The following is a 16812-nucleotide window of genomic DNA, read 5'->3' as shown; positions in this document are numbered from 1 at the left end:
AAGAATAGGGTGTTTTTTGTATTTTTTTGATTTGTTTTTGATAGTAAACCCTGATTTGATATGGGTTTGAACGGATTTTTTTACTCCGAAACTTGAGTTAATAACCTTATTTACCTTTATAACCGGATCGGAATTCGAAATATCAAAAAGTTTACTTATTTCCATAGTAGGGAGAGAGACTTCAATATCCTTTTTTGCATTTTTAAACTTCACCCCATAATCATCGTGAATGATTCTGAATGTAGAAACATTATCCTCTATCTTCGGTAAAATATTTGGATAGACATCATAAGGCAGGTATGCGAAATCAACACTGAAAACATCGTGGTCATCTTTGATGACTCTTACCAGCTTCACGACTTCAAAAGGGCTGTCCCGATTAAACTTTTCCATTAAAAATTCGTCTGCTGTTATGATTTCTTTCCTTATAACTTCTTTGGTGAAGTGATTTTCTGAGGAAGACAGACCTTCTGTAAATCCCTTCAAATCAAGGATGTGAATAGGACGTCTGAGGCCTTTCACGAAGGTTCCTTTACCGTGAATCACTTCAATGATTCCTTCACTTTCAAGTTCCTTTACTGCTCTCCTTACGGTTATTCTGCTGGCATTAAATTGATCGCACAATTCCTTTTCAATTGGGAGCCTGTCTCCCTTTTTGATTTCTTCCCTTTCGATCATATCTCTGATCCCGAGCTTGATTTGTTCATACAAAAAGATAGAATTTTCTTTATTTACTTCTTTAAAATTTGCCATTTTTCCACGCTACCTTTTCTTAATAGATAATATGATTAACTATCATGATGAATCTGTAATAATTATAACAGAATTGATTATTATTCCTAGAATTATTATCCTTTAATCGAAAAGGAAGCCACCATCATTTCATTTCTTTCGGATATCCAAATCCTCCATAAAAACCACAAGTGACACCGGATCTTTTTGCAGCAAATTGCAATGCTTTCTTTATATCTTTATTTGTAAAATAATCAGTTAAAAATCCGCCTATGAAACTGTCTCCAGCACCCATTGTATCAATGACCTCCACATTATCCACTTCCTGTAAGTACCGATTTCCATTATGGATGAAGATTGCTGGTTTACTCCCTCTGGTAATTCCAATGGTTTCCAGGTCATACTCTGAAAGTTTTTTGATTAAAGATTCTATTTCGGCGTCTGTTAGACTAGCACCTGAGAAAAACCCAATGGAAATATGTGGGCACACCTTTTCGAGATACTCCCAATTATAATTCTCCGAGAAATCAAATGAGACTTTAATATGCCTGGAAAGCTTCGGTAGCTCCTCTTCCAGAAAGGAATAACAACTCGTATGGCAGATATCGAATTGGTCAATATATTCATAGTCTTCCTCTACCAGTCTCAGTTTCACTTTGTGCTGAACTGTATTTTGGGGACTACTTACAAATACCCTGTCTCCATCATTCGTCAAATTCACTTTGGGCTGTCCGCTGACTCCCTTAACAACCCGTGACAGGTTATAATTTACCCCCTCCAGGCCTAGTGCATATTTTAGATGGTCTGCTTTATCGTCGGTTGCAAACACGCCAATATAGCCAACCTTTTCTGCACCAGATCTTTTACAATTAACCGCTACATTAACCGCGTTTCCGCCTGGAAAATATTCGTCTCTATCTAAATAGCAATCAACTACATTATCTCCTATTGTTATAATGTTCAATTTTGATCATCCTTTCCATTACCCTTTTACAGATCCTTCTGATAAACCTCGAACCAAATATTTTTGAAGTACAATAAGTAAAATTATCATAGGCAGGGAAGCAATGACCATTCCTGCAAGAAGTATGCCCCAATCTGTTTGCAGGGCATCTCTGAAATTCATCAACCCAGATGGAATTGTTTTTAGTGATTCTGTATCAATGAATACAGTGGCAAACAAAAACTCATTCCATGCATAAAATGCAGTCAATACTACTGTGGTAATTAATATCGGCAATGACATGGGAAGATAGATTCTAAGATATATCCCAAACTCGCTGCATCCGTCCATCAAGGCTGATTCATTCAACTCTCTAGGTATTCCTAAAAAGTATGACCTCAATAACAGCACACATATTGGCAGCCGAAAGGCAATATAAGGCAAAATCAATGCCAGCCTGGTATCAGGACGAGTATTGTAGAACTTATTATCAAACTAGACAAACGCCATACATGTATACGATTTTTTTCATTACTGAAAATATACGAACACCACAAAAGCGACCCTAAGAATATTCGGATCCTTGCGATCCACCTTTGCCATGTTTTAGATCCATTCATTCATAAACCAAATTTACCCAATAAATCCGGAGTTTATTAACATTGTAGTGAATTTGCTTTTTATGTATGAGGTCTTGAAACGGAGTCGATGTTTATGGCTTTAGACAAAAAAGGCAGCTATAAGCTTGCCTAGCAAGAAAGCCTACCATAACCACTTCTCCGTGTAAAAACCGTTCACTGTATTTTAAGTAATAAGTCAAAAGCCCCGGATATTTCAATGGTAGCCGCACTAAATTATGTCATTAGTGGATCATTTCAATGGCAATACTCAACAGTTGGATAAGGGGCGGTATAGTGTTTCGGTGGCCGTAATCAATATTTTTTGAAAATCTCATTATACCGTTTTAGTACAATAATGACATCTCCTACTGTAACAGTAACCAATTTTCGACATTAATAAAAAGTTCCTACAAAATTAACAGGAATTTGCATGATTAATATCGAATATAGTTAGAAAAGGAGGTGATATTTATGCCAACTACAGGTGAAAAACCAGGTATTGGAACTAATCAATGCAAAAATTGTGGAGAAACTGTTCATCCTGATGATAACTCAGACCATTTACCACCATGTCCCAAGTGTGATGGGACAGAATTCAGATAGATCTAGAGGTTTATAAAGTATCAATTGAATTTTCATCACTATCAAATCAAATATTTTATCTAACATCAAATGATCAACAACAAAATATGGAACCTGCGGTAATGCTTTAGAGCCTCTGCCAAAATAAAAATATAAAGAATGTACATTTAAAGTGGCTGCCATGTTAATAATTATCTTCACGGAAAAGAAGGAGCAGCATATGTCCTCACTCCCCTAAAAGGAGCATCAAAAAACATTGTAAAACAACTTGATGATAGCCTCCAACATTTTGCTAGTGTAGTTTTTAAACACAACTATAATAGTTTTAAACACCAATAAAGCAGAACTCCCCCCCAACAAGCTATCAGAGGGATTCCTGCTACAATTCTATTGCCATTTTTTGATAAGGTTATCGGCATGTTTTATCAATGTTGTTGCAGCTCCCTTATCCATTTGGCCATTTTCCTGGTAGTTGTTAACCAATTGTTTAAATCCATTCATGTGTTTAACTGCTTTTTCTAATACACCCTCCTTCACAAAGTGATCGATTGAAATCAAATGTGTTTGCAGCAAACGTACATCGCGATCATTTTCAATTTTGCCATCTTCCGCGTATTGCTTCACCAATGATGTCATTGTCATGATCGTCGATTCAACATTTCCACTGTCCTCCACCTTGTCAATTTTAACCTCATAAAGTGCAGGTGCATTTTCATCTTCCCATTCAATTTTCAAATCTAAAATGGAATCAATGTTCGTTGTATCAAAGAATGTATACCCTGAGTCTACAGTTCCAAGTTCTTTCCAGCCATTTAATGTTCGAACCGAAACCTTGCTATTGGAAACATTAGATGGGTCTTCCATAAGTGTGATGCTGGTTACGCTTGTTCCTGCTTCACCAACATGATATAGTACCTCACCAGCTTTTCCATCGGCAGGCTTGAACTTGGTGTTAAGTTTTCCATCAGCGATATTGCCAATGCTGTTTCCTATATTAACGACTGAAGTTGTTGTTATTGTTGGATCATTAACTTCCCGTAAAAACTCATCGCCGTTAATTTGAATTTCTTGCATTCTAAGCCAATTGCCTGTTCCTTGTTTCGTTCGAGTTACTTTAAATCGTAAAAATCTAGCCTCTTGATCGATATCTTTTACTTCTTTTGTACGATAGGTGTCTTCAAGTTTATTAAAAATGTCCTCAATACGGTCTTCATCGCTCTCTTCTCCCTTATTCGGACCATCTTGATTTCCGAGAGTCATCGCCGTATGCCATTCCTTGCCATCCAGTGACGATTCAATAACTGCATGACGCGGGAAGTCATGCTCATCCTCTTTAACATAAACTTTTAAGCGATCAAGGTTAATTTTTTGTCCTAGATTATACGTAATAAACTGCCCTTTCGTTTGTCGTTTTGCAAACCAGGTATATGTTGATAAATCACCGTCTAAAACATTTAATGGTAATGATGATTTGTGAAGCTCCACATTTTTATCCTCTATTGTCGGGCCATTGAATTCCGGTAAAAACTCGCCATCATTAATTTGAATTTCCTGCATTCGAAGCCAGTTGCCTGTTCCCTGTTTCGTTCGAGTTACTTTAAATCGTAAAAATCTAGCCTCTTGGTCAATATCCTTTACTTCCTTTGTACGATAGGTGCCTTCAATTTTATTAAAAATATCCTCAATACGGTCTTTATCACTCTCTTCTCCCTTATTCGGACCATCTTGATTTCCGAGAGTCATCGCCGTATGCCATTCCTTACCATCCAGTGAAGATTCAATAACTGCATGACGCGGGAAGTCATGCTCATCCTCTTTAACATAAACTTTTAAGCTTTCAAGGTTTATTTTTTGTCCTAGATTATACGTAATAAACTGCCCTTTCGTTTGGGCTTCTCCAAACCAAGTATGTGTTGATAAGTCACCGTCTAAAACATTTAATGGAGAGGACTTATAAAGCTTCACATTTCTACCCTCCACTGTTTTCGGTTTTACCTCGTTAGATGCAACCTTAAATGTATCTAACGTAAAATGAATAGTATCGGATGTTTTGTTTATCAATCTAACATATCTAGCATCAGAAGGTCTGTTTAAATCTTTGACTGTTTCCCATTCTATTCCGTTTACTGAGGTCTGTATGGATAGTCCATCCTTTATCGTTGCCTCAATGTTGGACAGATCCTTTATCCGGCTTAGTTTTAACCCAATATACTCATTTCTGTCCAATTCCACTTCAGCTTTAGTATCAATCGATGTAACGGCAGGCTCCTCCGTTACAGACAGTTCTTTATAATCATCTACATTAGTAAACATGCTAGCTTTAGATTGTTTTACATCTACACCCAAAAGTTTTTCAATATTTTGGAAGACTTTCTTCTCCAAGTTATCCGTGAACGGCTGTAGCCTCTTTTGGGCAGGCTTTGCCTTCATTGTTCCTTTTAATAATGGCCTGTCGTAATTCAAGCTTTGCTTCCGTAGCGACGATGCTTTTGAAACCGTGTTCCATGCTTCTTCTTTATCTCCTTCTTCAATTGCAAGAGCTGTCTTCATAAATTCAATATTTGCCAGCACCATATCACGCAACGCTTTGACAAATGGTGCCAGTTCTTCTCTTAGTTTATCGTTCTTTGTTTTCGCTAAAAATCCATTTGCTGCGTCAGCTATTTTTTGGAATTCGGCAATTGCTTCTTGGGCAATTTCGTCTAATGACTCCCCATTATTCACTTTTTCCGTTATCGAATTTAATAATTCTTTAATATTTTCACTTTCAGCCAGTTCTAAACCATCAGGGTCCGCATCAGACATGTGTTTGGCTAGTTCATGCAATTCTTCTGCAGCATCTGATTCAATATACTTAAAGCTGTCATCCCAGCTTTTTTGCGGATTAAAGTCAACGGTGTTCCATGTGTAGTCTGCGATGGCGAAAAGAGCAATTTTTGATGCCTCAGCTTCTTGCATTGGATTTGTCACAACACCAGCAAGATTTTCGATGCCGGGCTGAAGCATTTCTCCTTTACCAAGGAAGACCCTTGACATATCCACATCGTTTACCGGCCAGTTCAGCCAAAATAGCGGGTCTCTTCTTTCCACTCCATTATTACTTTTATTTTTAAATACATCAATTGTACTTTGGACAACTGGCGCACAAGTAGTTGATCCCGTCCAGAAGATCTTAATATCCTCGTCAAACCCTTCTTCATATGCATTTAACTCTTCCGGATTCCAGGCCCATCCAGAGTTATAGCTCGCTGGACAATAGACAAGGTCATACACATCCCCCTTTTCCTCTGCCCATTCCGAAACAGAATTCATTAATTGGACGACATAATCAAGTGGCAGGCTTCCAACATCGTCACCCAATACACCGAATTGGCGCGCACCCGCATCGTATAATTGTTCAAACTTTGCAAGAAGTTTTTCTGTATTTTCATCAAGGACCGCCATGGCTGCATCTTCGCCTTCCCTTCGTGCAAGGTCAGCCACTTCACCCAATGGGGAGATCGTCCAAACAAAACGCGTTTTTGTTTCATTCCCGACTTGTGCCATTTTTTGTATCCCTGCTAACTCTTCCTCGGGATATAATTTATCCCACTTTTCCCTATGGTAAGGATCATCCTTTGGTGCAAATATATATGAATTCATTTTATAGTTGCCACCAAATTTCATTAGGGATATTCGATCTTCATTGCTCCAGGGAATCCCATAGTACCCTTCAATAAAACCTCTAATTTCCGTATTCGCAAAATCTTCAATACTCAAATTGCGAATTACTTTTTGCGGACTTTGTGCGAGGATTGCCTCTAGTGTAACTAAGCCGTAAAAGCTTGCATCCGTATCCTTTCCTAAAATCGTAATGTTGTTGTCTTTAATTTCTAATTGGTAGGCATCTATTTGGTCAAAATCCATTCCTTGACTGTCAACATGTTTAACTGCAAATTTGTCAACTGGACCATTTGAACCTTTTGTGCCAATAAGCAAATTAATTTTATCCTTTGATGGTTCTGTAACAACAGTTGGTGCCTCTAAACCATTATTCGTAAATACTTTTTCAACTTTTCTTTTTGTAACGTCATCAATTGTATCGTCATAAATAACTTGAACCCCTTTCCTTAGGGAAGTCATGCCCTTACCATACTCAATGCTATGGGGAATCGGATAAATTTCGTAATCCTTTGCAGGGCTTTTACCTGCTGCACTTGCAACTGGCACGAACACACTTGAGACTGTGCTAAATACCATGGTAGTGATAATCATTAAACAGAACAATAATCGTTTTTTCATATTCTTTATCCCTTCCTTTCCTGCCTTTATATAAGTAGGTAATTAGAAAAACTTGCTTGATAATGGTTTCATTTACACCTCCTTGATTTGCAAAACAGTAGATTATCTTGCTATTTGTTGGAGTATGGAGCACTAAATTCAAAGTTCATGCAGCGAAGGTTATTTATCTTCCCATAGGTGGGCAGTTAAGCATATGGCTGTTGACACCCGCTTTTCCTAATAGTTTTAGCCTGTAATTTCAATAGAGGTTTGTCAAATTCGGAAAAATAAAAGGCATGGTGATAAACAATGGGTTAAGTTCCTTTAATCCATTTCAATTATCACCATGCCTGATCGCATCAGTAACATGTGTTCCAATATTCCAACAATTATATTCTATCACTACACCTTTTGAAGTCAATAGTAAATGAAAACGGATTCAAAAAACAGTAATAAATACACACGGAAGTATCTCGCCAGTCTTGAGTCTAAATTCCCGTTCCTGTACAAAAGCATGACTATTGGGACACTCCTTCATTACCAAAATTTTAAATTTTCATATTTATCATTGAACTATATAAATCTAGTTCCTATAATTACTAGTAATAGAGTTTATTTTAGATAAATTCAGCAAACTCAAGGAGGAGATATTTGTGCGAATCGTACTGCGTAGCGGTCTCTTTTTTCTGCTTATGGTTTTAATTGGCCTTCTCAGTCCGGACAACATGGACAACCAGGCATTTGCCCAGCATGAAACATTTCAAACGAATAACGAGGACTATGATCGAATACCTTTTAACGAATTTCCACATCAGCTGCTAAATTTCAATGCCAAGTTATTGGCCAACGATGAGGATTATGAACATACGCCATATCGTGAAATCCCCGAAATATTACGTGAGATAGAAAACAACAGTAATCGGGTCCAAGTCAACGTTATTGGCAAATCTGCGGGAGGGCATAACCTCTATTCCGTGACTATTAGTGATCCAAGTTTAGGTAATGGCAGGTATGGAAATTGGAAAACTATTAAAAAGAAGATGATTGAAAATCCTGCTGAGGCACAGAAATGGATTGAAAACCATCCTGATTTCAAAGTACCAATTTTAATGAACGGCTCGATACATGGCGATGAGTATGTTGGAACCGATGCCGTATTGCAGTTAGTGGAGTATTTTGCCTTTGCAGATGATCAAGTGGCAGAAGACATTTTAAGCAACACCATATTAGTTTTCAATGTTGTGTCAAATCCTGATGGACGGATTAACGGCACAAGACAAAATAGTAATGGATTGGATATAAATCGGGATTTCCTAGTTCAGACACAACCCGAAGCGAAAGCCTTAGTTAATTTAATGACGAGATGGAATCCAATGGTCTTTATGGATCTGCACGGATATGTCAATTTGATTGAACCGACGACAGATCCTTATAACCCAAATTATGAGTTTGACTTATTCATTAAATGGGCACTGGATCATGCAATTGCAATGGAAGATGAAGTGATTTCAAATAAGGAAGACTATGAATCTGATTACTATAAAAATCTGGATCAGGTTACTATTCCATACCGTGATATGGAATCCGGCTGGGATGGATACCCGCCCATTTTCACAACGCAATATGCCATGTATAACGGTACGTACAGTTATACACTTGAAGCACCAAATAATACAGAAGATGGGGTTACGTGGCACGTTAACGCTGTCATGGGCGCACTAAAATTTGCGGCAGAGAATAAAGCTGGAATGCTGTACGACCAGATTGAGATATTTAAGCGCGGTGTTAATTTTATACACCCTGGAGATGATGAAGATTTGTACCCGGAAACGTATCTGCTGCCAGTAGACGAAACTGATCCTACCGTTACGATAAAGGCTGTTAATCATTTACTGAAAAACGGTGTAAAAGTTGAGCAGGCCAGGGAACCGTTTACTGCAGGCGGAGAAGAATATGATGCAGGCACCTTCATCGTTAATATGAACCAGCCCAAAGCGGGAATGGCTAACATGATGCTATGGGAAGGGGAAGATGTAAGTGACATAACGGCTTCTATGTATGACATCGCAGTTTCAGGCTTACCTGACTTATGGGGATTTGACGCAATAGGTGTAGACGAAAAAGTTACCAATACCAAAAGTGTAAAACATATTTCACACGAAGGAGAACTATCTGGCAAAGGACCTTACCTAATTCCAAACAGTTCTGTACAGGCAATAGCGCTTATAAATGATTTACTTCAGCAGGATATAACCGTTTATCAAGGGGACGAAGGTAATTTCTATGTAAAAAATCAAAAGGGAAATATTTTATGGAAAGCTGTTAAAAAGTCCGGCCTTCGCGTAGAAACAAGCCAACTTCCGGAAAGTGCCAAGCCATTGCTGAACTTGAACATCGCTGTCCTGGAAGAAGGCGGTGCGAAACTTGCGCTTGAAAGGCTCGGGTTTAAGGTTACAAAAATCACACCTGATTCCGTGGCAGAAGAAGGCTTATCTGATATCGATGTCCTTGTTTACAGCGGCTCAAAAAAATTGCTGGACTCTTTAAAAAATAAAGGTCAATATGATGATTTTAAACAAAATATGAACGAATTCGTTTCAAGCCGAGGCAAATATGTTGCGGTTGGCAAAGGTGCTGCCGAGGTCGCCAAAACATTAGAGTTAACGGGTGTTAGTATCCAAGGATCAGACAGCAGTTACAGCAATGCGATTGTCCATGTCCAATACAATAAAGATAATTTACTGACGGCTGGTTATTCCGCAAATGGAACAGGCTTCGTTTATGATCCCGTCTGGTACACAGACATTGACGATGAGACAATTGTAGCTTCCTTTGCAAATGAAGACTTTTTCAAGGCCGGTTTTTGGAAAGACCACGAACAAGCCGCTGGCAAAGCCGTTATAGTTAAAGATAACGCAAAGAATGTTCTCTTAGTAGGGTTACGGGCAGGATTCCGCAACTACTCAGACCACCTGTACAGGCTATTTTCCAATGCAGTTTACGAGCAAGCTGTCACCAAGGTGGAAGGAGCAGATGATATAAAGGCACTTGTTCAGCATTTTAAAGACGCGGAAGCAATTAAAAGTGAACCAGCTGCCCATGCTCTAAACATTCATTTGGCCGCTATAGGGCAATTCGAAAAGCAAGGAAACAGTGAAAAGGTTGTTAAACATCTAAATGGCTTTAAGCAGCTGCTTAACCACCAGAAGGAAAATGGACTGATTTCGAGAAGAACGTTTGAGATTCTGACTTTTTACGCGGATGATTTGATTGATAGGTGGGAAACGAAAGAGACTGGAATAGCTTCGTAGTTCTTATATCATCAGAAATTGAAAAAAATAGCGGGGTATTTTAAAAATATATTCCCTGCTATTTTTCTATGTTTGTTAGCTGGAAACAAAGTCCTGATATCCCCTTCGTTTTTATGCTCACCAGTTTGATCACTATTCTTAGAAATCGAAGAAGTAATCGTTTTAAAAACTCCCCTTCAATAAAAGCTGGCTTATTAGGTGATGGAAAAAAAAGGGAACTGCCATCAAGTCTTGCTTAAGGCAGAAAACCATAAAAGCCTGATGACAAGAAGGCAAAATTCCCGTTTTCTCCCTAGTAAATGTTGATTTGGGGTATTTTGATCAAACTATAATTAAAGCAACAATTCTATTTTCTGAACAGATTTCTTCAATCTTTCCAATCCATCCACCAATTTATCTCGTGGACAGCCAAGATTCATGCGCAGGAATTTCCCCTCGCTTACATGATAAACACCGCCTGACATAATGCCCACATTACCGATATTCACCAAAAAATCCTGAATTTCATCGTCCGATGGATGCAGTTTAGAGCAATCAATCCAAGCAAGATAAGTAGACTCTGGAATCTTAAATGTCATATTCGGAAGCTCTTCCTGTATGAAAGAAGATACAAGCTTCATATTGTCATATAAGTAAGCAACTAGTTCATCTACCCAATAGGCAGCATGATTGTACCCTTCAATAATGGAAAGTACTCCAAATATCGTTGCACTTGATAAGCCATCCCGTTGCTTCATAATTGCCAAAAACTGATCTCTCACCTTTTCATCAGGAATGAATGCATAGGAACCGCCCAAACTTGGTGTATTAAATGTTTTACTAGCAGATGTGCAGATAAATACATTATCCGGATTGCCAGTTATGTCCGTAATCGGTGTATATCTGTGGTTTTGATAGACAATATCCATATGAATATCATCAGAAATGATTTTTACATGATGCTTCTCACACAAATCCACGATATTTTGTAATTCCCGATGACTCCATACCCTACCAGTCGGATTATGCGGGTTGCAGAAAAGCAGAATTTTCGCTTTTGGGTTGGATAACTGCCTTTCCAATAAATCAAAATCGATTGAATAAGAACTATTTTTATAGATCAATGGGTTTTGGACCATTTCTCTGCCCGATGCGGATAGCTGTTTGAAAAAGGCATCGTAGCCGGGAGTCTGTAAAATGACCTGGTCTGTTTCGTTTGTTAAAATTACGATTAACGTAGAAATGGAATAAATGACACTCGGACTGTAAACAATCCACTCATCGGATATATCCGTTGAAAAACGTGATTTGTACCAATGTGCAATGGCTGACTTATATGCATCATGATTCCATCTCGTATACCCAAATATTCCGTGTTTCACATGCTCGGCAATTGCTCGTAATATTTCTGGCGGGCTTTGGAAATCCATATCCGATATGGAAAATGGGAGAACATCACTTTTGCCAAAGCGGTCTTCGGTAAAATCCCACTGCGTGCAATAAGTTTCTTTTCTATTAATTACTTTATCAAAATTTATACGCAAGGAAACACCTCCCTTGGAATGATGGGTTTTATTTATTAAAATGATAATTCCGCATCTTCTGAATCATCTACGTCACTCTCTTTACGTAAAAATCCAACTGTAATTGCAATAATAACGACAGCGACAAGAAGTCCGATTAACAGCATAAATGGACCGTTAACAAATGGCAAACCCCAGATTCCGATTGCAGCAGGGATTGGGGATTCTGCCCCCAACATTAATGCAAGGCCTCCGCCAATTCCGGACCCGATTGTAATGACTGGAATGACTTTTAATGGTGTAGCGACAGCATAGGGAATAGCCCCTTCCGTAATTCCCAATGAGCCCATTAATGCTGCTGGAATCGCGTTACCCTTCTCTGATTTAGAGAATTTTTTAGGGAAAATCAGTGTTGCTAAAGATAATCCCAGTGGCGCTGCCATAATACCAATCCAGCATGCTGCCATCGGGGCGTAGATTCCTTCAGAAAGTGTAGCATAACAGAATGCCAAAGCTATTTTATTTACTGGACCACCCATATCGAATGCCATCATGGCACCAATAATGAATCCTAAGATTAACAGATTATTGCCGTCTAAGGAATTCAGCCAATTTTCCAGACCTGTCATTGCTGGTGCTAATGGTATGGATATCAGCCACATGAAAATGGCGGATGCTCCAATACCGAGTACAGGTATGACCATGATAGGTTTGATAACGGCAATATTTGGATGCATCGGTATTTTTTTTAATAGGTTCGTGATCCAGCCTGCAAAGAAACCGACTAAAATACCACCAATATAGCCAGTACCCAGTTCAGCCGCAAATACACCACTTGCTAAACCAACGGCGATACCTGGTCTATCAGCAATGGAATAGGAAATATAACCGGCGATCATGGGGACCATCAACCCTAAAGTCCATACCCCATAGTTAACGAATTGTTCACCTACCGAAGTTTCTTCGCCAATGATTACTCCCAGTGAAAGTAATATACCACCTGCAACGACGATAGGAATCATGTAAGAAACGCCTGTCATCAGATGTTTTTTTGCTTCGTTCCACATCATTTTCACTCCAATATCTTATAGTTTAGCTACCGCGTCCTCAATTACCTTTGCCGCATTTTTGACTGCTGCTGCAACGGGAACTTCGTGTATAGTTTTATTATCAAACCTGTTTGCTTTTTCAATTTTTGTATCGACTGCTAAAATGACTAAATCGGCTTTTTCCAGATCTTTCGTTTTGATTTCATTTTCAATTCCCATTGATCCTTGGGTTTCTACTTTGATTTTATGTCCAAATTTCTTAGCCGCTTTTTCTAATCCTTTTTTGGCCATATACGTATGAGCCACTCCAGCTGGGCATGCTGTTACTGCTATAATGTTCATGATTCAATCTCTCCTTTATTCGTTGAAAATACTAGTGATTGTTTGATATATTTCATTTTCTGTATCAGCTGACAGTAAGGCACCTGTGAATTCATCTTCCATGAGGTTCTCAGATAACTTTGCCAATAATTGTAGATGAACGGTTCCTTCCTGCTTCGTCGGGACAGCCAATGCAATCAATAACTGTACAGGCCTATCATCCATTGCCTGCCAATCTACGGCTTCTTCTAGCTTTACTACACTGATGGTAGGTTTGATAACTTCATCAATTTTGGCATGCGGAATCGCAATCCTTCCACCGAATCCGGTTGTTGATGTGTTTTCTCTTTCCATCATTCCATTCAAATAGGCTTCTGCACTTTCCACACGGCCGGCATTAAAAGCGATATTAGCAACTTCTCTTAATGCATCTTCTTTAGTTTTCGCCTTAACATTTAGGTCAATCAGATGTTCATTTATTAATTCTGAATAATTCATAGATGATTCTCCTTACTAAATTGAGTCAATGAATTCCAGAAATTCATCAAAATTTCTTTTCTTGCACAAGCTCTGGACATTTTCGGATGACTGGATAATCTCATACAATGATGCGAAAATCTCTTGAAACTTTTCCTGCAATCTTTTTTCCAACAGGATGATCATGACCAATTCAACCTCTTCATTGTCAGACCATTTTAATGGCCTATCCAATATTGCTGTACATATGAAAGATTGGTTGGAGACCGTATTCAACGGATGTGGAATCGCAACCATGTTTCCAATAGAGGTTGAAGCGATCCGCTCACGTTCCATGATGGACTTTTCGATTCTTGAGTCTATATACCCCTGCTGTATCATTGCTCTCGTCAGAAATGCCAGTGTTTCCTCTTTTGTCTTCATTTTTAAACCTGGAAAAAATAATTCTTTACTGAAAAACTGACTAATGATTTTCTTATTATCATGGACTTTTTCCAAGGACCTTTGGATTGCTGATACATCGTTGTCATCTAAAATGGAGGGAACATGAACAACAGGTATATCGAGTTCTTTTTCAATTGTTACAGTCGTCAGAATAAGATCGGGATTTTGTTTTAAAAGTTCCTCCAGCTGATGCAGGGCATAAGCGCCGATAAGGTTATAGCTGTTATCCAAAGCATGAGATAACTTCGTCAGCAGCAGTTCCGATGTTGCCATACCTGAGGCACATACCAATGCGATCTTTTTCTTGGATGTTGGCTTTAACCGTTGCCTTTCAATCGCCGCGCCAAAATGCAAAGCTAAAAAACCGATTTCATTCTCATTCACACGAAAACCTGTTTCTTTCTCTACACAGTGGGCTGCAATGACTCCTGTTTCAAAAGCCAGGGGATATTTGATTTTTATTTCGTCAACCAACGGGTTCCTGATATTCATATTAAAAGTAAGTCTCGTTACCAATTGCTTCAGATGTAAACCGAGACTGTAAATCAGTTCCTCATCCTCGCTGATATTCACTCCTTTCAAGCCAATTCTGGTTTGTTCAATGATATCCACCGATAATTGGAAGATATCGTCGCCTAAAAACAACTTTATATCAGGCACCGGAGTTTTTCCTTTTTGACCTAGTCGATTACCAACTAAATGCAGGGTGGTATAGGCTGTTTCCTGCTCAGGAAACGCAATTTTGTACAAGGATTCAATCGATTTGTTAATCTTTTTTGCTATTCCGTACTCACTTTCATTTTTAAGATAATTCATGTTGCTGAGGGTGCTGACAGGTTGGCCGCTTTTAATCCTTCCAATGGCAATGATTATATGGATAGCGATTTTGTTTAATGTATCATCTGTGATTTCGATATCATTTTCGCTTAATTCTTGAAGAATGATTTCTTTTACTCTATTGATATCATCATCAGAGAAATGATAGCCAAAACTATTGACAAGTTTAATGATTAAACGATTGTCGATTTCCTCACTATAGATGAAGTAATCAGAAATGCAAAATCGTTTATTTACCTCATTTCCTTTAGCTCGCATTCCATTGTTGTCTTTAACAATTTTGATGTTGTATTTCTTTAAAACTTCTTTCACTTTTATAAGATCATTTTTAATTGTTGAATCGCTTACATATAATTCTTCCATAAATGATTCTATCTTTATGCTTTCATTGGAATATAAAAGCTTTTTCATAATAAATCGCACCCTATCCTCAGGTGTGACGGAATTGACATCGAACAGAAGATTTTCTGAATCAACCTCATGCAGCAATTCAAAGAGCTGTTCGTGGGACTCGGCAATAATTTTATAGCCTTTACTTTTTTTGGATATGATTTTTGTTTGGAAACCATTTATTTTGCCATTAATTATCTTGATATCTTCTCGTATTGTTCTTGATGTCACCCCCAGTTTTTCAGCAATTTTCCTGCTTGTGGTGAAACCATTTGTTGAAGAGAGTATTTTAATAATTTCTTCCATTCTGTCGGATAAATATAAAGACAATTTTTATACCCCCTTACGTTAATTTTAATTAATGGGTCGAAAGTTTCACAGGGAGAGTTTTTCCCCTAGGTAGAGGAAATGACTTGTCCGGAAATTTTTGCTGAGTACTTTTAAAAACGGAGATAGGAAGCGAAGGATTATATTTTGGATTCGTATATATAAAATCATACTGGATAAAGGAGGTCAATGGACTTGCTAAGGAGCTCCTGCTACGCAAAAAAAGTGGGCTGTCCCAGTTTATAGGGAGGTATATATTTTATTCAAAATCATTATACATAAATGAACATACGATGGCACTCCTGCCTGTAGCACAATTGGACAATTGTGCTGAAGCAGGAAAAACAGTTATTCGTTCGTAAAACTCCCATCCAGCTTATCCATACAGCTTGCTTAGACAATTACTTTACATATGAAGGTCGGGGAAAAGCCACCATGCATTAAATTAGCTTCAAACGGAAAGTCCCCATTCCAATTGAACCGTACAAAGGCATATCCACCTTTCCCAACCCACACCCCAACTGATTTCTAATGAACTGGATCTTCTATCATCATATCCTGGAAAAAAGACAATATCAAACATACAACGCCAAGCAGTAAAATTCTTTATTACGTTTTAAAATGGGCATTAATAACCAATTGACGTGTCGTATTTTGTGCTGGAGAAACAAGTGCAGTGGACGGCAGCGTGTATGTTCAGTTATAAAATATCGTGATGGACTATTTTCTGAAAAATAGTTCTATATAATTTCATAGTAGAATGCACGCTAGGCGAAATAGCACCACACGGCTTTAACTATAAATTCTTTGCCATAAAAGTATTAAAATGATATATGGAATTGTTGAACTTTAGAAACAAGCAACGTATTATATGAAGTGAATTCATGCTGAGAAAACGTTCTGCAAGAAGGTCATAAGCTGGAAATGATAATAAATACAACAATTCCATAATCATTCTATTTTCCATTACCTAAACTTCGTACAGCATCATCTGGCTTAACCGTTTTCTCTTTTAAT

General features: G+C 38.1%; 10 protein-coding genes and 2 pseudogenes. 3 read left to right on the top strand and 9 right to left on the bottom strand.

The window, feature by feature from the left end; all coding sequences use genetic code 11:
• The 3 genes and pseudogenes from IEX12_RS17655 to IEX12_RS17645 all read right to left on the bottom strand — a co-directional run.
• The coding region (locus tag IEX12_RS17655; protein ID WP_188725603.1) for a GntR family transcriptional regulator at positions 1 to 753 on the bottom strand (753 nt) is incomplete at its 3' end.
• Positions 754 to 877: 124 nt separating this feature from the next.
• Complete coding sequence (locus IEX12_RS17650) at positions 878 to 1696, bottom strand: PfkB family carbohydrate kinase (protein WP_088052575.1); 819 nt, start codon at positions 1694 to 1696, stop codon at positions 878 to 880.
• An 18-nt stretch (positions 1697 to 1714) separates the two neighbouring features.
• Positions 1715 to 2140, bottom strand: a pseudogene (locus tag IEX12_RS17645) (carbohydrate ABC transporter permease); the annotation flags it as partial.
• 626 nt (positions 2141 to 2766) lie between these two features.
• On the opposite strand from IEX12_RS17645, the gene IEX12_RS17640 reads away from it, so the two are divergent.
• Both IEX12_RS17640 and IEX12_RS23900 read left to right on the top strand, forming a co-directional pair.
• Complete coding sequence (locus IEX12_RS17640) at positions 2767 to 2898, top strand: zinc ribbon-containing protein (RefSeq protein WP_088052574.1); 132 nt, start codon at positions 2767 to 2769, stop codon at positions 2896 to 2898.
• A gap of 168 nt (positions 2899 to 3066) precedes the next feature.
• Positions 3067 to 3216 (top strand): annotated as a pseudogene (locus tag IEX12_RS23900) (glycerate kinase); the annotation flags it as partial.
• A 48-nt stretch (positions 3217 to 3264) separates the two neighbouring features.
• On the opposite strand, the gene IEX12_RS17630 reads toward IEX12_RS23900, so the two are convergent.
• A complete protein-coding gene (locus IEX12_RS17630) occupies positions 3265 to 7158 on the bottom strand; it encodes a glycoside hydrolase family 84 protein (RefSeq protein ID WP_188725602.1) in 3894 nt (1297 codons plus the stop codon).
• 632 nt (positions 7159 to 7790) lie between these two features.
• Between IEX12_RS17630 and IEX12_RS17625 the strand changes: the two genes are divergently transcribed.
• Positions 7791 to 10448 carry a M14 family zinc carboxypeptidase gene (locus IEX12_RS17625; protein WP_188725601.1) on the top strand — a complete coding sequence of 886 codons (2658 nt, stop codon included), beginning with the start codon at positions 7791 to 7793 and terminating at the stop codon, positions 10446 to 10448.
• Between the two features lie 332 nt (positions 10449 to 10780).
• Here the strand turns inward: IEX12_RS17625 and IEX12_RS17620 are convergent, their stop codons facing one another.
• From IEX12_RS17620 to IEX12_RS17600, 5 genes are read right to left on the bottom strand one after another with little or no spacing between them, the layout of a single operon-like run.
• Positions 10781 to 11971, bottom strand: coding sequence for a MalY/PatB family protein (locus tag IEX12_RS17620; protein ID WP_088052571.1), 1191 nt, complete (start codon positions 11969 to 11971; stop codon positions 10781 to 10783).
• Between the two features lie 35 nt (positions 11972 to 12006).
• Complete coding sequence (locus IEX12_RS17615; RefSeq protein WP_230856096.1) at positions 12007 to 13017, bottom strand: PTS fructose transporter subunit IIC; 1011 nt, start codon at positions 13015 to 13017, stop codon at positions 12007 to 12009.
• Between the two features lie 18 nt (positions 13018 to 13035).
• Positions 13036 to 13341 (bottom strand): PTS fructose transporter subunit IIB, encoded by a 306-nt coding sequence (locus IEX12_RS17610; protein WP_088052569.1) that lies wholly within the window; start codon positions 13339 to 13341, stop codon positions 13036 to 13038.
• Positions 13342 to 13356: 15 nt separating this feature from the next.
• Positions 13357 to 13818, bottom strand: a complete 462-nt coding sequence (locus IEX12_RS17605) for a PTS sugar transporter subunit IIA (RefSeq protein WP_088052568.1) — start codon at positions 13816 to 13818, stop codon at positions 13357 to 13359.
• Between the two features lie 15 nt (positions 13819 to 13833).
• Positions 13834 to 15798 (bottom strand): BglG family transcription antiterminator, encoded by a 1965-nt coding sequence (locus IEX12_RS17600; protein WP_088052567.1) that lies wholly within the window; start codon positions 15796 to 15798, stop codon positions 13834 to 13836.
• Positions 15799 to 16812 lie beyond the last annotated feature (1014 nt).

This window comes from Lentibacillus populi, from assembly GCA_014642895.1.
In the GTDB taxonomy this organism is placed as follows: domain Bacteria; phylum Bacillota; class Bacilli; order Bacillales; family Amphibacillaceae; genus Lentibacillus_C; species Lentibacillus_C populi.
This window is presented reverse-complemented; position numbering and strand designations above follow the sequence as displayed.

What these genes read in the sequence shown, in the direction of transcription:
- IEX12_RS17610 (WP_088052569.1), bottom strand. Translation starts at nt 13,341, where the DNA reads ATGAACATTATAGCAGTAACAGCATGCCCAGCTGGAGTGGCTCATACG.
- IEX12_RS17605 (WP_088052568.1), bottom strand. Translation starts at nt 13,818, where the DNA reads ATGAATTATTCAGAATTAATAAATGAACATCTGATTGACCTAAATGTT.
- IEX12_RS17640 (WP_088052574.1), top strand. Translation starts at nt 2,767, where the DNA reads ATGCCAACTACAGGTGAAAAACCAGGTATTGGAACTAATCAATGCAAA.
- IEX12_RS17615 (WP_230856096.1), bottom strand. Translation starts at nt 13,017, where the DNA reads ATGTGGAACGAAGCAAAAAAACATCTGATGACAGGCGTTTCTTACATG.
- IEX12_RS17630 (WP_188725602.1), bottom strand. Translation starts at nt 7,158, where the DNA reads ATGAAAAAACGATTATTGTTCTGTTTAATGATTATCACTACCATGGTA.